Annotated in this window: 12 protein-coding genes; 7 read left to right on the forward strand and 5 right to left on the reverse strand. The window is 67.4% G+C overall.

Features of this window, described 5'->3' with window-relative positions; all coding sequences use genetic code 11:
- Positions 1-22: 22 nt before the first annotated feature.
- The 3 genes from ACGFI6_RS28730 to ACGFI6_RS28740 all read left to right on the forward strand — a co-directional run bounded on the left by ACGFI6_RS28730 (position 23) and on the right by ACGFI6_RS28740 (position 5,178).
- A complete protein-coding gene (locus ACGFI6_RS28730; protein ID WP_393123922.1) occupies positions 23-838 on the forward strand; it encodes a class I SAM-dependent methyltransferase in 816 nt (271 codons plus the stop codon).
- Between the two features lie 152 nt (positions 839-990).
- Entirely contained in the window at positions 991-4,008 is a 3,018-nt protein-coding gene (locus ACGFI6_RS28735; protein WP_393123924.1) for a PQQ-dependent sugar dehydrogenase, read from the forward strand.
- Positions 4,009-4,050: 42 nt separating this feature from the next.
- Positions 4,051-5,178, forward strand: a complete 1,128-nt coding sequence (locus ACGFI6_RS28740; RefSeq protein WP_393123926.1) for a serine hydrolase domain-containing protein — start codon at positions 4,051-4,053, stop codon at positions 5,176-5,178.
- Here ACGFI6_RS28740 and ACGFI6_RS28745 read toward each other — a convergent pair.
- Genes ACGFI6_RS28745 through ACGFI6_RS28755 form a run of 3 tightly spaced genes read right to left on the reverse strand, consistent with a single transcriptional unit; the run spans position 5,175 to position 7,651 of the window.
- Positions 5,175-6,035: an MBL fold metallo-hydrolase gene (locus ACGFI6_RS28745; protein WP_393123928.1), complete on the reverse strand. Its 861-nt coding sequence runs from the start codon at positions 6,033-6,035 to the stop codon at positions 5,175-5,177. The two genes, ACGFI6_RS28740 and ACGFI6_RS28745, sit on opposite strands and share 4 nt — an antisense overlap.
- Positions 6,036-6,063: 28 nt before the next feature.
- The gene (locus ACGFI6_RS28750; protein ID WP_393123930.1) at positions 6,064-6,999 is read right to left on the reverse strand and encodes an SDR family oxidoreductase; all 936 of its coding nucleotides are present in this window, start codon (positions 6,997-6,999) and stop codon (positions 6,064-6,066) included.
- Between the two features lie 31 nt (positions 7,000-7,030).
- Positions 7,031-7,651, reverse strand: a complete 621-nt coding sequence (locus ACGFI6_RS28755; RefSeq protein ID WP_393123932.1) for an NADPH-dependent F420 reductase — start codon at positions 7,649-7,651, stop codon at positions 7,031-7,033.
- 162 nt (positions 7,652-7,813) lie between these two features.
- Between ACGFI6_RS28755 and ACGFI6_RS28760 the strand changes: the two genes are divergently transcribed.
- Entirely contained in the window at positions 7,814-8,683 is an 870-nt protein-coding gene (locus ACGFI6_RS28760) for a LysR family transcriptional regulator (RefSeq protein WP_393123934.1), read from the forward strand.
- A gap of 549 nt (positions 8,684-9,232) precedes the next feature.
- On the opposite strand, the gene ACGFI6_RS28765 is transcribed toward ACGFI6_RS28760, so the two are convergent.
- Entirely contained in the window at positions 9,233-10,465 is a 1,233-nt protein-coding gene (locus ACGFI6_RS28765) for a JmjC domain-containing protein (RefSeq protein WP_393123936.1), read from the reverse strand.
- 22 nt (positions 10,466-10,487) lie between these two features.
- The gene (locus ACGFI6_RS28770; RefSeq protein WP_393123938.1) at positions 10,488-11,045 is read right to left on the reverse strand and encodes an NADPH-dependent FMN reductase; all 558 of its coding nucleotides are present in this window, start codon (positions 11,043-11,045) and stop codon (positions 10,488-10,490) included.
- Between the two features lie 186 nt (positions 11,046-11,231).
- Here ACGFI6_RS28770 and ACGFI6_RS28775 point away from each other — a divergent pair, with 186 nt between their 5' ends.
- The 3 genes from ACGFI6_RS28775 to ACGFI6_RS28785 all read left to right on the forward strand — a co-directional run bounded on the left by ACGFI6_RS28775 (position 11,232) and on the right by ACGFI6_RS28785 (position 13,935).
- Positions 11,232-11,363, forward strand: coding sequence for a hypothetical protein (locus tag ACGFI6_RS28775; protein ID WP_393123940.1), 132 nt, complete (start codon positions 11,232-11,234; stop codon positions 11,361-11,363).
- A 108-nt stretch (positions 11,364-11,471) separates the two neighbouring features.
- Positions 11,472-12,788 (forward strand): TfuA-like protein, encoded by a 1,317-nt coding sequence (locus tag ACGFI6_RS28780; RefSeq protein ID WP_393123942.1) that lies wholly within the window; start codon positions 11,472-11,474, stop codon positions 12,786-12,788.
- 1 nt (position 12,789) lies between these two features.
- Positions 12,790-13,935 carry a YcaO-like family protein gene (locus tag ACGFI6_RS28785; protein WP_393123944.1) on the forward strand — a complete coding sequence of 382 codons (1,146 nt, stop codon included), beginning with the start codon at positions 12,790-12,792 and terminating at the stop codon, positions 13,933-13,935.
- Positions 13,936-13,944: the final 9 nt, after the last annotated feature.

Raw genomic sequence — 13,944 nt, forward strand, 5'->3', positions numbered from 1 at the left:
AAATCCAAGGGGAGGACACGAGATGGAACGGGAGTACGCGCTGAACACCGCCACGGACCTCGGACGGCGGCAGCTCGATTACCTGCAGGAGTTACTGGATCCCTACTCGCGAGAGTGCCTGTCGCGGGCCGGAGTGCGGCCGGGCCTGCGCTGCTTGGACGTCGGCGCCGGTGGCGGCTCGATCACCCGTTGGCTCGCCGATCAGGTCGGCCCGGACGGCACAGTCGTGGCCGTGGACCTGGACACAGATTGGCTCGATGACCTGCAGCATCACTCGTGCGTGGAGGTGTATCGCCACGACATCAACGAGGGGCCACCGGTCGACGGGCCGTTCGACGTCATCCACATCCGGCTGGTGCTCATGCATCTCAGCCGGCGCCGCGAGATCCTGAAGAGCCTGGCCGATGCACTCGCCCCTGGCGGAGCGCTGGTCGTCGGCGAGTACACCGGCGTACCGCAGCGGGCGCTCGCGGCACCGAGCGCGGACGACGAGCTGTTGTTCCAGCGCGTACAGGAACTGGCGCACGCACACTGCGAACGCGAGTACGGGATCTCCTACCACTGGGCCCACGAGCTCGACGAGGCAATGGTCGAAGCTGGCCTGGTGGACCCGCAGACGATCCAGTACTCGTCTACCGCAACCGGCGGAAGCACGGGCTGCCTGCTGAACCTGAACTACGTCCAGCAACTCGAGGCAGCATTCCTGGCAGGGTCCGGACTCACGCGCGCCGAGCTGGATCGGTACTTCGAGCTGATGCTGGACCCACGGTTCCGGACACGCTTCTACACGTTCTTCTGCAGTTCCGCCCGGCGTCCGATGCACACAGAGCGAAGGTGATCTGACACCGCGTCGAACTCTGGTCGCGTGTTTGAAACGAATACCTGCAGGGTCTTGCACAGCATCGTCCGAACAGTCCATTCTGACGGGCGATCCGAGTGCTCGCAGGGGGCTGTGGGGACGGGCGCCGGGGATCGGGCCTGGGGGGCTTTGTGAGGAATTCTGCCCAGTGGCTGCGCCGTGCGCTGACCACGCTGTGCTTCGTCCTGCTGCTGCCGTTCGCGGTCGTGGCGCCGGCACGCGCCGCAGTCACGCCGACCGGTTTCGGTGAGCAGGTGGTGTTCGGCGGGCTGACGAACCCGACGAACGTCGCGTTCTCGCCGGACGGTCGCGTGTTCGTCGCGGAGAAGAGCGGACTGATCAAGGTCTTCGACTCGCTCGACGATCCGACCCCCAGCGTGTACGCCGACCTGCGCACCGAGGTCTACAACTACTGGGACCGTGGCCTGCTCGGACTGGCGCTGCACCCCAACTTCCCAGCGGATCCACGCATTTACGTGCTGTACACGCACGACGGCCTGATCGGCGGCCCGACGCCGAAGTGGGGCACGCCGAACACCACCGACGACCCGTGCCCGACACCGCCCGGGCCGACCGGTGACGGCTGCCAGGCCAGTGCGCGACTCTCGGTGCTGAACGCGAACGGCGCCGAGCAGGTGCTCGTCGAGGACTGGTGCCAGGTGTACCCGAGCCACTCGATCGGCTCGATCGAGTTCGGGCCGGACGGCATGCTGTACGCCGGTGGCGGCGACGGCGGGAGCTTCAACTACATCGACTACGGGCAGGACAGCTACCCCTCGTCCGACCTGACGCCCGACAACCCCTGTGGCGACGGGCCCGCGCCGGTCGGCACGACGCTGACGCCGCCGACGGCCGAGGGCGGTGCGCTGCGCGCACAGGATCTTCGGACGCCCGGAGATCCGACCGGGCTGGACGGTTCGATCATCAGGATCGATCCCGACACCGGCCAGGCCGCGCCGGGCAACCCGTTGACCGCGAGCGCCGACCCGAACGCGCGCCGGATCGTCGCCGAGGGCCTGCGGAACCCGATGCGCTTCACGTTCCGTCCCGGCACGAACGAGCTGTGGATCGGCGACGTCGGGTACGGGAACTGGGAGGAGATCGACCGCGTCGCCACCCCGGCCGCGAACGTCACGAACTTCGGCTGGCCGTGCTACGAGGGCGCCGCCCGGCATCCCGGGTACGACGCCGCGAACCTCAACCTCTGCGAGAACCTCTACGCCGCCGGCGCATCCGCGGTCGTGGCTCCGTACTACGCCTACAAGCACGACGACCAGGTCGCCGGGACCTGCTCCACCGGCAGTTCGTCGATCTCCGGACTGTCCTTCTACAAGGGCGGAAACTACCCCGCGGCGTACGACGGTGCGTTGTTCTTCACCGATTACAGCCGCCGGTGCGTCTGGTCGATGATGGCCGGAAGCAACGGTCTCCCGGATCCCGCGAACATCAAGCTGTTCGCGTCCGGCTACGGCGCGACCCGATTGCAGACGGGCCCTGGTGGCGATCTGTTCGCGGTTGACTACGACAACGGCCGGATCCTGCGGTACGTGTACAACGGGACGAACAACCCGCCGACCGCGATCATCCACGCCGACCCGTCGAGCGGGCCGACGCCGCTGACCGTGACGTTGGACGGCAGCAAGTCGAACGACGCCGACGGCGATCCGCTCACGTACGCCTGGGATCTGGACGGCGACGGGGCGTACGACGACTCGACCGCAGCGACCGTCAACCACACCTACACGACGACCGGCACCGCAATCGCACGATTGCGGGTGTCGGACGGGAAGACCTCGAGTACGACGTCGACGCAGATCAACGTCGCGAACACCGCACCGACGGCGTTGATCACCGCTCCCGGCCCGGCGACCGCCTGGAAGGTTGGCGACACCATCAAATTCTCCGGGTCGGCGACCGACCCGGAGCAGGGCACGCTGCCGGGTTCGGCGTTGACCTGGACGTTGATCATGCACCACTGCCCGAGCGACTGCCACACGCACACGATCACGTCGCTGAGCGGCGCGTCCGGCTCGTTCACGGCGCCGGATCACGAGTATCCGTCGTACCTGGAACTGAAGCTGACGGCGACGGATGCGCAGGGCCTGACCGATACGAAGAGCGTGCGGCTGGACCCGAAGACGGTCGCGATGAAGTTCACGAGCTCGCCGGCCGGGTTGCCGGTGACGGTTCTGAGCAAGAGCGGGAGAGGCCCGCTCGACGCGACCACCATCGTCGGTTCGAGCGTGTCGGTGTCGGCCGATGCGCAGCAACTGGTCGCGAACCAGCCGTACCGGTTCGGGTTGTGGTCGGACGGAGGAGCGCGGGATCACAACCTGGTGGCGCCGGCCGCGCCGACGACGTACACAGCGATGTACGGCGCGAAGCGGAACCTCGCGCGCGGGCGTCCGGCAGTTGCCTCCAGCGTCTATCTGGCCGGACGCGAGGCATCGAAGGCTGTCGACGGTTCGATGAGTACGGCCTGGTCGAGCGCGCGGGCCGATCCGCAGTGGTACCAGGTCGATCTCGGGTCGATCCAGGTGATCAACCGGGTCACGATGAACTGGCTGTCGACCGCGTACGCGAAGTCGTACCAGATCCAGACATTGGCGACCGGTCGCACGTGGAGGACCGTGGCGTCGACGATCACCGGCGACGGTGGGACGGACAACGTGACCTTCACGCCGACGTCCGCACGGTACGTCCGGATCACCGCCACCAAACGAGCCGTTGCCGGGAGCTACTACTCGTTCTGGGAGTTCGGGGTGTTCCAGGACACCGGGTACGGCGTCGGGATCGCCGGGCAGTGCATCGACGTCTACCGCGCGCTGACCGCGGACGGTACGCCGACGACGCTCTACACGTGCAAGGGTGCTGTCAACCAGCAGTGGACGCCGTCGACCGACGACGGCACGGTCCGCTCGATGGGCAAGTGCCTGTCGGCTCGCGGTACGACGCTCAAGACGCCGGCCGTGCTGTGGACCTGTGACGGCTCCGCCGGGCAACGGTGGATCCCACAGGCCAACGGTTCATTGGTCAACGCGGCCTCCGGGATGTGCCTGGATGCCACCGGCGCATCCTCCGCGAACGGGACCAAGCTGATCATCTACTTGTGCAACAACGGTCTGAACCAGAAGTGGGCGCTGCCGTAATTAGGTCGTTCGTCCCGGCCGGAGACCCTATCGTTGTCGCCCATGAACCAGGGATGGGTGGACGACGGATTCGGTACGGTCGCGGACACGTTCGCGGAGAACTTCTCGTTGTTCCCGGAACTGGGCGCGGCGGTCACCGTGTACTCCGGTGGGCGGAAGGTGGTCGAGCTGTGGGACGGTCAGGCGGCGCCGGGCCGGGCCTGGTCCGCGGAGACCGTGGTGCCGGTGTTCTCCTGCGCGAAGGGCCTGGTGAGCGTGGTCGTCCACCTGCTCGCGCAGGAAGGGCGGTTGGACCTCGACGCTCCGATCGGGACGTACTGGCCCGAGTTCGTTGCTGAGGGCAAAGAGGCGGTCACGTCCCGGATGGTGCTCGGGCATCGTGCCGGGATCCCGGTGCTGGACCGGACGCCGACGTTCGAGGAGATCGCGGCGTGGGATCCGGTCGTTGCGGCGATCGAGGCGCAGAAGCCGTTGTGGGAGCCCGGAACGACGTACGAGTACCACGGGCACGTGTTCGGCTTCGTGCTCGGTGAGGTCGTGCGGCGGCTCACCGGACAGCTACCAGGTGCGTACTTCCGGACGGCGATCGGTGACCCGCTCGGACTGCGGGCGTGGATCGGGCTGCCCGAGGCGGAGCTGCCGTCGCTGGCGCGGCTCGAGGAGGCTGAAGGACGGCCGCCCGCCTTGGATCCCGAGCACCTGCTGATGCGGATCGTCACGATGAACGGAGCGCTCGAGTTCCCCGGTCTGGACGTACCGCACGGCTGGAACGATCCCGCTCTGCTCGGGATGGAGCTGCCCGGTGCGGGCGCGGTCGCGTCGGCGTCCGGGCTCGCCGGGGTGTACGCGGCGGCTGTCACGGGCATCGACGGTTCGCCGCGGTTACTCACGCCGGAGACCGTGAGCGACGCGGCGCGTGAGGTGTCGTCGGGTGCGGGATTCCTCGGGTTCGACGCCGGCGCACGGTGGGGATCCGGGTTCCTGCTCGACTCCCCGTTCCGTCCGACGCTCGGCTCGCGCAGCCTCGGCAACGACGGCGCCGGCGGCCAGTTCGCGTTCGGCGACGACGAGTACGGCGTCGCCTTCGCCTACACCGCCAACCGCATGCTCGGCCACGGCGATCCCCGCGCCACCCGCCTCATCACGGCCCTCCGCGGCTGCCTTTCCTAACTGCTGATCGGGTGCCAGGTGAAGGTGGTGCCGCGGCGCTCGACGTGGCCCAGGCCGGGGAACGGCAGGTGGTAGGCGTGGATGAGGATGTGTTCGTCGGCGGCGCGTTCCAGGAGGTGGCGGCGGGAGGCGATGGACGCGGGGGCGTCCAGGTCCCACGGGGTGGACCACGTCGGGTTGGTGAGTTGGAGCGGGTCGTAGAACGTGTCGCCCACACACAGCAGACGTTCGCCCCGCGACTGCAGCATGATCGCCGAGTGGCCGGGCGTATGACCAGGCGCGGCGAGGGCGCGTACGCCGGGCAGGATCTCGGTGTCGTACTCGAACGGTCGCAGCTTCTCGCCGTACAGCCGGATCGTCTCGCGGGCGGCCTCGAGATGCGGCTGCGCTGACGGAAGGTCGACGGAAGCCGACCAGAACGCGACCTCCGACGCATGCGCGAACGCCGTCGCGACCGGGAACCTGACGTCACCGGACCAGATCGCCCCGCGCGAATGGTCCTGGTGCAGGTGCGTGAACACCACCGCGGCCAGCTCCGAGCGGGACAACCCGGCACTGGTCATCCCGCCCTCGAGCTGCCCGACCAACGGTTCGATGTACTCGCCGTACCCGAGGAAGCTCGCCCCGAGCCCGGTGTCGACCACCGCCATCCCGTCGGGCGTGCTGACGAACAGGCAGTTGTACCCGCACGTCAGCGTCGAGCGTCCATGGCAAGCGTCCCGCAGTACGTCGCCGGGCACCGCCGGGAAGTAGTCCTCCAGGGACGGCTCCCACGGCGGCTCGGGCTGACCGTCACTCACCACGACGCACTCGAGCGCCCCGACCGCGAACCGGAAGAACATCAGGCCAGTATCCACGGATCCCTGGTCGTCAGACGGCAGAGAATCAGCTGGCAGCGAAGTAGTGTCCGTTGTCCAGACCGGCGAGCAGGCCGGGCTGGGTGGGTTCCCAGCCGAGGGTCCGGCGGCTGATCAGGTTCGACGCCGGGTAGCTCTGCGTGACGATGTTCGCGAGGAACCCGAAGTACCCAGGGATCATCAGTTCGTCCCTGGGAACGCTCACGACCGGCAGGTGCAGCCGGCTCCCGATGGCCTCGGCGAGCTCGCGCAGCGGGATCGCCCCGTCCCCCACCGCGTGCCAGTAGTTGCCGGGAGCCCCCTTCTCCAGTGCCAGCCGGAACAAGGAAGCGGCATCGCGTGCGTGTACGGCGTTCCACACGTTCGTGCCGTCACCGGGGTAGCCGACGAAACCGTTTTCCTTCGCGAGCGCGATCAGCCGCACGAGGAAGCCGGCGCCATCGGTCGTGCTGTGGGCGATGTTGGCAATCCGTACGATCGACGACCGAACGCCCTGCTCGGCGAGGCCGATCACTGCGGTCTCCACGACATTGCGAGCCCGCAGCGTGCCCTTGTGCTCCTCGCCGACCGGGAGCGCCGGATCTGCCTCGGTGGCCGGCCGGCCCAGGTTTCCTGGCGAGCCGATGCTCCCCGCTGCGACGAGCGGCTTTCCCGTTCCCGCCAGGGCCTCGCCGTACGCGAGCATGATCGGGACCTCCGCCGCAGCCACGGCGTGGATCCCGCCGGACGGAAGCAGGTCCTGCCGGTGCGCGACGTGGATGACGCCGTCGGACGCCGCGGCCGCCTCCTTCAGCCCGTCGAGATCCTCGAGGTCGCCGCGGCGCACCTTCGCGCCGAGCGCGGACAGCGTCGCCGCGGCGGCGTCGGACCGCGCCAGGCCGGTGACCTCGTGCCCGGCGGCGATCAGTTCGGGGACGATGTACGAACCGGAGTGGCCGGTTCCGCCAGTGACGAAGACATGCATGCGATTCGTCCTTGTGATCGTGTCGGAGCGCTCAGCTCAGGGTGTTGGCGCCGAGGGAGAAGTTCGTGTGGTTGAAGGAGTTGGCGACCAGCCCGATCTCCAGCAGACCGGCGTTCTCCAGGGCACGCGCCAACGGCAGTTTGCCGGTGTCCAGCGCGCGCATGCCCAGGCTCTCGATGAACGCCGACACCTGCGCCTTTGCCTGCGCGTCGTCGCCGGCGATGAACACGTCCAGCCCGTTACCAGCGGCCAGTACGTGGGAGAACAGGGTGTTGAACGCCTTCACGACGTGCGCGTCGGCCGGGGCCGCCTTGGCGATCTCCTGCGCGCCGGAGCTGCCTTCGGGGGTGACAAGACCCTGGAGATCGGGGGCGACCGGGTTCGTGATGTCGACGATGACCTTGCCGCGGAGTGCGTCGCCGTACTCCTTGACCACCGGCACTGCGCCGTCCCACAGCACGGCGAGGATCACGATGTCGCCGGCCGGTGCGACGCCGATCGTGCCGACAGTGGCGCCGTCGAGCGTGGCGGCCAACTCCTTGGCCTTGGCCTGGTCGCGGCCGATGATCTCGACCGTGTTGCCGCCCGCGAGAGCCCGGGTGGCCAGGGCGCGGGCCATGTTGCCCGAGCCGATGATGCTGATGCTATTCATACGAATGCCTGCTTTCCGGAGCTGGGTAGAAGCGCCTACCCGGCGGTTGTGGTTGAAATTTCATTGGGTACGTTTCGAGGCTGCCACCGGCCGGAGTCGGTGTCCAAGACCTCTTTCGGCCGTGGTGATACCGTCGAGGCATCACCACGGCCGGGAGGCGCCATGGATCTGGACCTGCGCAAACTGCGCTACTTCGTCGCCGTGGCCGAGCAGTTGCACTTCGGCCGGGCCGCCGAGGAGCTGCACATCGCGCAGCCGGTGCTCAGCCGCCAGATCCGCGCGCTGGAGCATGATCTCGGCGCCGCCTTGTTCACCAGGGATCGCCACGGGGTGGAGTTGACGGACGCGGGCCGGCAACTGCTGGACGACGCAGGCCCGCTGTTGGCCTCGACTCGCGCGGTCCGCAGCCGGGTGTCCGTTGCTGCCCGAGGCAGCCAGCGCTTGGTCGTTGGATTCCGGGCCGGCATCCCGGTCATCCCGGCGGCGCAGGCGTTCGAGAGGCAGCATCCGGACGTGGTCTTGGACGTGCAGCGGATGGAGTGGGACGACCAGGCCCTGATGCTGCTCGACGGCCGCGTCGACGTCGGTTACGTGCGGCTGCCGATCGACGAGACCGGTCTGCGGGTGATGCCGCTCTACACCGAGCCGCTGCTGGTCGTGCTGCCCGCGACCCACCCGCTGGCCGGCAAACAAGAGCTCGACGAATCCGACCTGGCTGGTGAACCGCTGGTCTGGCATGCCGACCCGAGCACCCGGCCCACCCGGCGGCCGCACCCCGACTCCGGCCTTCGCGTGCGTGGGATCGAGGAGAAGCTCGAGCACGTCGCGGCCGGCCGGGGCATCTCGTTCGTGGGGCGTTCGGAGACGACGTTCTACTCGCGTCCGGACATCAGCTACGTACCGGTCCCGGAGCTTGCACCGGCTCAGGTGTGCCTCGCCGCAGCGGCCTCCCGCAGGTCACCCCTGGTCGACGACTTCTTCGCGGCGGCCCAAGCCACCGCCGCCACCACCGCAGAATGCGGAAACTTCTAGCCAACGAACGTTCGGGAGGTAACGCCGCCCAACGTCCTCTGGACCGTGCGGGCGGTTCACCTCTGAACTTGCCCGTTCCCTACCTGCCTGCACGTGCCAAAGGGTCCGCCTCAGGGGTGGACCACTCAAGCGAAACCACCCTCTCGGCGCTTGCCCGGTCCGTGGAGGGTTGCACAAACCGCAGCACGACAGGCCGTCGCTCATCGAATTCGACCCACCAGACCTCGCCTCGTCGCATGTGTCCTCCTGGTACTTCAGCCGTAACGCGTGATCCTCGGCCGGCCTGCGCTGAAGACGGGGCAGCCACCGTCTGATCGTCCCGGTTTGTGACGACACGTGAAGACCCTCTGGTGGCCGCTGGTCCAGCGTAGGCCCGACCGCTCGCAAGTGATGATGTCGCCCATCTGCGTGGGCTGCGATGCATGAACCCAGGGAAGATCGGGTCCTCGATCACACGTCGATCTGCGAGGTTGAGGCTGCGGTGAGCGCGGAGGGAGTAACCGAACCGGAGCGAAGGAAGGCCCCGCCACAGGACCGGCGCTTGACAGCTCAGGTCGCCGGCAGCTTGCGCCATCGAAGGATGCCTGCCCGGCGAAGCGCGTAGGCGTGGGGGAGCTCGTCTTCCGCGAGCTCCTCGACAAGAAGGGGTTCGGCGGGCTCCAGCAGCCGTTCGAGCAGCCCGCAGGTGCCTCGGCCCATCGTGAAGATGTTTGCCATCGTGATCACGTCGACCAGCGAGGAGTCCACTGCCGAAGGCCGGATGACCGGGCCCGCTGACAGGGTGAGCTCGAGGACTCCATGTTCCTCGGAGTCAAGGTCGCCGACGATCAGGCCTGCGTCCATCGGCAGAGCGACGTGCCGGACTCTTCGCACCGCTTCCCAGCGCGCCACGTCGGCGGCCTTGACGGCGAGCGTGGTCAAGCTGCCGTCGGCCTCACCTGGAGGCAGGTTCCTCGGCGGAACCAAGGCTGCCGTGTGCTCGCGGACAAAACGGGCCTGGTTGAAAACCGGCAGCGCGTAGGTGACATGGACACTGCGTCCCTGCCGGGCCGTGACGTTGTGCCAGTAGCCATGGGGAACGAACATCGCCTGCCCCACCGACAACTCGAGCGAAGCACCGCGGCGAACCCGTGGAATCAACGTGCGGTTTCCCTTTGTCACGAGTTTCGGTTCCAGTTCCCAGTTCTTACTTCCCTGCAGTTGCTGAATGATCGTGGCGTGGCCGTCCTGATGCCAGTTGAAGGCGGAATCGGACCGTTCGGATATATACATGTTGGCCTGCACCGAAGCGCCGAAGTATCGGCCGATCGCCAGCGCACAGGAACGCACGAACGGCGAGATTTCCTGAACGCTGTCGATGACCAGGGTCGCACCGGCTGCGAGATTTTCGCGAACTGCGAAAGAGTTTAGATACCACAGCTCTCCCTGCCCGGGGCTGTCCTTCTTCAGGCAGAAGTCGTCGGGTGGCAGAGTCTTTCCCGCCGCGGCCATTCGCATGCGTGGCCAGTCCGCGCGCACGTTCGAGAGCCGCTCCGCGAAGTCCGCCAAGTCGAAGCCCGCGGTCTGCGGGGACTGCACGAGGACCGGATCCGTCGAGGCGAAGATCGCGGCGCCGTCGGCCTCGGTGGTCACGCCGAGCAGTTCAGCCAGCCGCGGTGTCCACCAACTGACCGGTGGCCGGCCGGCTATGTAGTCGGCGGCCTCGTCGTCGATCGCCCGACGCCGAACCTCCGGGACACGCGTCGTCGACGCCGGCTGCCTTACCGGCTGCACCGAGTTCACTGAAAGGTTCTCCTTCGATCGCTCAGTAACGGCCACGGTCCGGCGCGCGCTCAGCAGCGACTGCCAGTCGCTCGAGATTCGCGGCGATCAGGGCCCGGGTGACGCCGTGCGAGACGAGTTGGTTGGGGCCGACCAGGTCCCGTTGCACCGGGATGTCCGCACACGCCGACGGCTCCACCAATGCACCGGTGTAGTTGAGCACCGTTTCCAGGGACTGGTGTGCACGAGCGGTGTCGGCCGGCGCCCGAGCCGTGTTGATCCACCCTGCCGGACGCTGGTACATGCACCCGCCGATCGCCCACTCGAGGAGATTCTTGAGCGCGCCGGGCAGGGCGCCGGCGTACTCGGGAGTGCAGAACAGGTAGCCGTCGGCGCGGTCCAGAACACTGCGCAGGTGAGCCACTTCGGGCAGCAGATCCTCCCCATCCAGGTCTGGATTGAAATGCGGGAGAAAAGCCATCCGATCGTAGATCTCGGTCGAATAGTTCGCCGACGTGAAAGTAGCAGCGGTTTTCACTACCACGTCGCTGATCGAGCCAGTACGAATGCTTCCTGCAATTAGCACCAGCTGCCGCTGCACAGGACCCCCTGGAATGTCGGGACCGACTCGGACGCCTAGCCGATCTAACCTGCTCGGCGCACGCTTGGCAAGCCGATTGCAACAACCTGCAGAATGCGCCGGATCGCGGCGCGGCGGGCGGAGAACCGTGAAACGCTGAGCCGACTCGGGGTCAACCGGACCCCGGCCGAAGAGAGGTGTCTTGGTATGCCGCCAACTCCTGAGACGTCCGAAACCACTGAGAGCGTCGCGCGCCAGATCGAGGCGGGTGACTTCGTGGAGCTGTTCGAAGACCTGTCGCCGACGATGGGGTGCCACGACTCCGCCACCCAGGACTGATCGGTCCCGCTAGTCGCTGACCGGTGGCCAGGGTCCACTGATTGCGGGCCCTGGCCATCGGCCGGCCGCTCCCACTCCGCCCTTCTTCACAGCGATCGAGGTCATCAGGTGAGTGCACGTACGGACGACCCCGCCCGGCCGCCCAAGATCCACCTATACACCGGACCGAGTTTCGATCCCGCCGACGAGCCAGAGCTCTGTGCGGGTCTCGAGCTGCACGGCCCGATCAAGCACGGCGATCTGTTCGACCCGGATGTGCGTCCCGGAGACAGTGTGTTGATCGTGGACGGTGTCTTCCACCAGGCGAGGGCCCTGCGGCACAAGGAGATCTTGCATGCCCTGAGCGCCGGGATCGCCGTCTTCGGAAGTTCCAGCATCGGCGCATTGCGTGCCATGGAGCTTCGTTCGTTCGGAATGGTGGGGCTCGGGCGGGTGTTCGAGCTCTACGCGGCAGGAGTCGTCGAGGGCGATGACGAGGTGGCCGTGGCACAACGACCCGATGGCGCCTGGGCAGCGCTCAGCATTCCGATGGTGAACGCACGAGCGATGGTCGACAGCGCGCTGGCAGCGGGCGTGGTCGGTCCTGCTGCGGCCGGCGTTCTCGTTGAGCGGATCCGCGAGATCTACTACCCACAGCGGAATCTGCTGACGATCCGCGCGGCGGTCGGACCGGAGCACCAGGCTTTCGTCGACTGGTTGGCCGCCCGGCTCGGAGCCGAACCGACGTTCTGCAACATCAAGCGAGCGGACGTGGTCGCGGCGATTCCGGCAGTACGACGCGCGGCCGCGACGCTGCATCACAGATCCGATCCCCGGCTCGATCGGCACACGTGGCGGACAGGCTTCTACCGGGACTGGGTGAACTACTTCGCGACGGACGCCACGGCTCGGGATCTGCCGGTCAGGATTCGCGTCCAGTACCAGCAGATCTTCTTGCCCGGGTTCCCCGACATCTGGACCGAGTACCTGGACCGCCTGTCCGGAAGCCCGGTGGACGGTGCCGAGCCGGCCCCACTGGGCCGGCGGATCCGATCCGTGCTCGGCGGCGCGGGCGGATCACAGGTTCCCGCCTCGGAGCTTTTTCGGCCACGTCTGCATCTGGGGTCAGCGGAGCTGGTGACCCTGCTGCTCGGGCACGAGCAGCAGGCCGACCTCAGCGCGTGCCGAACTGCTCTGGCCACCAATGCGGAGTTCGCGCGTCGCTGGCCGGGCCGCAGTCACTTGCTGATGCGGCGTCCCGTCGCGGAACGAGTTCTGTGCGAACTGTGGGCGGTGGAGGCCCGCTCGTTGAGCCGTGTGGCGGCGACGCGCGGGTTCCGGACTTCCGAGGACGCCGTCGAGACCTTCCTCACGTTCGTCCTCGGCTATCTCCAGCAGATCCGGTCTGCGGACCGCCCGGAGGCGGCAGCGAAGGTGGCCGGCTGAGATGAGTTCGATCGACACCAAGCTGAGACTCGCCGGTACCCACCGCCTCAAGCGGCCAGACGCCACCTGGTCGACGATCTCGGCGTACTTCGACCAAGTCGGTATCACCCGGGTCGCCGATGTCACGCACCTCGACTGCATCGGCGTTCCGGTGTGCATGGCCATCCGCCCCGACTCCGAGACACTCGCGGTGTCCCAGGGCAAGGGGGCGACCCTCGAGCTGGCCAAGATCTCTGCGGCGATGGAGTCCATCGAGCTGTGGCACGCGGAGAGGCCGCGCCCGGCGCCTTTCACTGCCCCTGTAGAAACGCTCGAGTTGCCGTACCGGATCACGGACCTGCCGCTGCGGCCCGACGCGCGGATCGGCCGGACGGGGGCACCGTTGAACTGGGTCACAGGACTCGGGATCGTGAATGGCAAGCAGATACCTGTGCCGCTGGACATGGTCGGGCTCAGCTTGTCGAGCGGGCACGACTGGAAACCGGCCGCGTTCATGCAGTCGAGCAACGGTCTGGCCTCCGGGAACACAGTCGCGGAAGCGGCCCTGCACGGCCTCTACGAGCTGATCGAGCGGCACACGACCAGCTCGCTGCGCGACGGTTCCCTCGACAACCGGCGAACCATCAGACCTGAATCGGTTCCGGCCGGGCACTGCCGTGAACTATTGGCCGCGCTGAGCGCAGCGGACGTCCGTACAGAGCTGTCAGCTGTCCCGAACGAGTTCGGGGTTCCTTGCCACGTCTGTTTCATCTGGTCGCCGGAGTACCCCGTCGTCTGCGCGGGAGCGGGGTGCCACTCCGACCCCTTGGTGTCGCTGTCCAGGGCAGTCACCGAGGCGGTGCAGACCAGGCTCACCGGTATTGCCGGCACCCGCGACGACATTCCTTCCTCGAACGACGCTCTACAGGTGGGGGTGGCTTCGCCCACGTTCGACGCCGGAGACCTCGACTGGGACGAGTGCCTCGACGCGCTGTCGTTCGACCACGCTCGCATAGGTGAGGAACTGCTGGCTGTCGCCGATCAGGTCGCTGAGGTCAACGGGTTCGAACCGATCGTGGTCGACCTGTCGTCGACAACCGACTTCGCCGTCGTCAGAGTCGTCTGCCCGGGTCTGCTCTACACGAACCGTCATCATCTGCCCAGATGAGGAGCCGGT

The sequence above is a fragment of the Kribbella sp. NPDC048928 genome, from assembly GCF_043197975.1.
Taxonomy (GTDB): Bacteria; Actinomycetota; Actinomycetes; order Propionibacteriales; family Kribbellaceae; genus Kribbella.

Bases quoted from the DNA above. Each gene is read 5' to 3' on its own strand.
- ACGFI6_RS28730 (WP_393123922.1), top strand. From the start codon at position 23: ATGGAACGGGAGTACGCGCTGAACACCGCCACGGACCTCGGACGGCGG.
- ACGFI6_RS28740 (WP_393123926.1), top strand. From the start codon at position 4,051: ATGAACCAGGGATGGGTGGACGACGGATTCGGTACGGTCGCGGACACG.
- ACGFI6_RS28750 (WP_393123930.1), bottom strand. From the start codon at position 6,999: ATGCATGTCTTCGTCACTGGCGGAACCGGCCACTCCGGTTCGTACATC.
- ACGFI6_RS28755 (WP_393123932.1), bottom strand. From the start codon at position 7,651: ATGAATAGCATCAGCATCATCGGCTCGGGCAACATGGCCCGCGCCCTG.
- ACGFI6_RS28760 (WP_393123934.1), top strand. From the start codon at position 7,814: ATGGATCTGGACCTGCGCAAACTGCGCTACTTCGTCGCCGTGGCCGAG.
- ACGFI6_RS28775 (WP_393123940.1), top strand. From the start codon at position 11,232: ATGCCGCCAACTCCTGAGACGTCCGAAACCACTGAGAGCGTCGCGCGC.
- ACGFI6_RS28785 (WP_393123944.1), top strand. From the start codon at position 12,790: ATGAGTTCGATCGACACCAAGCTGAGACTCGCCGGTACCCACCGCCTC.